This window comes from Streptomyces sp. UF-297 (assembly GCF_058245575.1).
On record NZ_JBSIBZ010000194.1, the window covers coordinates 1 to 3,194 of the forward strand.

The 3,194-nt window shown below is 56.6% G+C and carries 1 rRNA gene; it reads left to right on the plus strand.

From position 1 onward, the window contains the following. Positions 1-49 precede the first annotated feature (49 nt). Positions 50-3,173, plus strand: a 23S ribosomal RNA gene (locus AC4IJH_RS43260). Positions 3,174-3,194: the final 21 nt, after the last annotated feature.

The window sequence follows — 3,194 nt, forward strand, 5'->3', positions numbered from 1 at the left end:
GGGTGGCTGGTCGTTGCTTGAGAACTGCACAGTGGACGCGAGCATCTGTGGCCAAGTTTTTAAGGGCGCACGGTGGATGCCTTGGCACCAGGAACCGATGAAGGACGTGGGAGGCCACGATAGTCCCCGGGGAGCCGTCAACCAGGCTTTGATCCGGGGGTTTCCGAATGGGGAAACCCGGCAGTCGTCATGGGCTGTCACCCATACCTGAACACATAGGGTATGTGGAGGGAACGCGGGGAAGTGAAACATCTCAGTACCCGCAGGAAGAGAAAACAACCGTGATTCCGGGAGTAGTGGCGAGCGAAACCGGATGAGGCTAAACCGTATTGGTGTGATACCCGGCAGGGGTTGCCAGTGCGGGGTCGTGGGAGTTCTCTTGGTCAGTCTGCCGACTGGCCGGCGAGTCAGAAACCGTTGATGTAGGCGAAGGACATGCGAAAGGTCCGGCGTAGAGGGTAAGACCCCCGTAGCTGAAACGTCAGCGGCTTGCTTGAGAACCACCCAAGTAGCACGGGGCCCGAGAAATCCCGTGTGAATCTGGCGGGACCACCCGTTAAGCCTAAATATTCCCTGGTGACCGATAGCGGATAGTACCGTGAGGGAATGGTGAAAAGTACCGCGGGAGCGGAGTGAAATAGTACCTGAAACCGTGTGCCTACAAGCCGTGGGAGCGTCGCTGTGTGTGCTTGCACATGCAGTCGTGACTGCGTGCCTTTTGAAGAATGAGCCTGCGAGTTTGCGGTATGTTGCGAGGTTAACCCGTGTGGGGAAGCCGTAGCGAAAGCGAGTCCGAATAGGGCGTTGAGTAGCGTGCCCAAGACCCGAAGCGGAGTGATCTAGCCATGGGCAGGTTGAAGCGGAGGTAAGACTTCGTGGAGGACCGAACCCACCAGGGTTGAAAACCTGGGGGATGACCTGTGGTTAGGGGTGAAAGGCCAATCAAACTCCGTGATAGCTGGTTCTCCCCGAAATGCATTTAGGTGCAGCGTCGTGTGTTTCTTGCCGGAGGTAGAGCACTGGATAGGCGATGGGCCCTACCGGGTTACTGACCTTAGCCAAACTCCGAATGCCGGTAAGTGAGAGCGCGGCAGTGAGACTGTGGGGGATAAGCTCCATGGTCGAGAGGGAAACAGCCCAGAGCATCGACTAAGGCCCCTAAGCGTGTGCTAAGTGGGAAAGGATGTGGAGTCGCAGAGACAACCAGGAGGTTGGCTTAGAAGCAGCCATCCTTGAAAGAGTGCGTAATAGCTCACTGGTCAAGTGATTCCGCGCCGACAATGTAGCGGGGCTCAAGCACACCGCCGAAGTCGTGTCAATCCAGCAATACTCCTAACGGGGGCTGGGTTGGGTAGGGGAGCGTCGTGTGCCGGGTGAAGCAGCCGTGGAAACGAGTTGTGGACGGTTCACGAGTGAGAATGCAGGCATGAGTAGCGATACACACGTGAGAAACGTGTGCGCCGATTGACTAAGGGTTCCTGGGTCAAGCTGATCTGCCCAGGGTAAGTCGGGACCTAAGGCGAGGCCGACAGGCGTAGTCGATGGACAACCGGTTGATATTCCGGTACCCGCTTTGAAACGCCCAATATCGAGCCCATTAATGCTAAGGCCGTGAAGCCGCCCTGATCTCTTCGGAGTTGAGGGGAGTGGTGGAGCCGCTGACCCAAGGTGGTAGTAGGTAAGCGATGGGGTGACGCAGGAAGGTAGTCCAGCCCGGGCGGTGGTTGTCCCGGGGTAAGGGTGTAGGCCGTGTGGTAGGTAAATCCGTCACACATATAAGGCTGAGACCTGATGCCGAGCCGATTGTGGTGAAGTGGATGATCCTATGCTGTCGAGAAAAGCCTCTAGCGAGTTTCATGGCGGCCCGTACCCTAAACCGACTCAGGTGGTCAGGTAGAGAATACCGAGGCGTTCGGGTGAACTATGGTTAAGGAACTCGGCAAAATGCCCCCGTAACTTCGGGAGAAGGGGGGCCATTTCTGGTGATGACATTTACTGTCTGAGCTGGGGGTGGCCGCAGAGACCAGCGAGAAGCGACTGTTTACTAAAAACACAGGTCCGTGCGAAGCCGTAAGGCGATGTATACGGACTGACGCCTGCCCGGTGCTGGAACGTTAAGGGGACCGGTTAGCTCCATTTCGGTGGGGCGAAGCTGAGAACTTAAGCGCCAGTAAACGGCGGTGGTAACTATAACCATCCTAAGGTAGCGAAATTCCTTGTCGGGTAAGTTCCGACCTGCACGAATGGCGTAACGACTTCTCGACTGTCTCAACCATAGGCCCGGTGAAATTGCACTACGAGTAAAGATGCTCGTTTCGCGCAGCAGGACGGAAAGACCCCGGGACCTTTACTATAGCTTGATATTGGTGTTCGGTTCGGCTTGTGTAGGATAGGTGGGAGACTGTGAACTGATCACGCCAGTGGTCGGGGAGTCATTGTTGAAATACCACTCTGGTCGTGCTGGATGTCTAACCTGGGTCCGTGATCCGGATCAGGGACAGTGTCTGGTGGGTAGTTTAACTGGGGCGGTTGCCTCCTAAAGGGTAACGGAGGCGCCCAAAGGTTCCCTCAGCCTGGTTGGCAATCAGGTGTTGAGTGTAAGTGCACAAGGGAGCTTGACTGTGAGACTGACGGGTCGAGCAGGTACGAAAGTAGGGACTAGTGATCCGGCGGTGGCTTGTGGAAGCGCCGTCGCTCAACGGATAAAAGGTACCCCGGGGATAACAGGCTGATCTTCCCCAAGAGTCCATATCGACGGGATGGTTTGGCACCTCGATGTCGGCTCGTCGCATCCTGGGGCTGGAGTCGGTCCCAAGGGTTGGGCTGTTCGCCCATTAAAGCGGTACGCGAGCTGGGTTTAGAACGTCGTGAGACAGTTCGGTCCCTATCCGCTGTGCGCGTAGGAGTATTGAGAAGGGCTGTCCCTAGTACGAGAGGACCGGGACGGACGAACCTCTGGTGTGCCAGTTGTCCTGCCAAGGGCATGGCTGGTTGGCTACGTTCGGGAGGGATAACCGCTGAAAGCATCTAAGCGGGAAGCCTGCTTCGAGATGAGTACTCCCACCTCCTTGAGGGGTTAAGGCTCCCAGTAGACGACTGGGTTGATAGGCCAGATATGGAAGCCCGGTAACGGGTGGAGTTGACTGGTACTAATAGGCCGAGGGCTTGTCCTCAGTTGCTCGCGTCCACTGTGT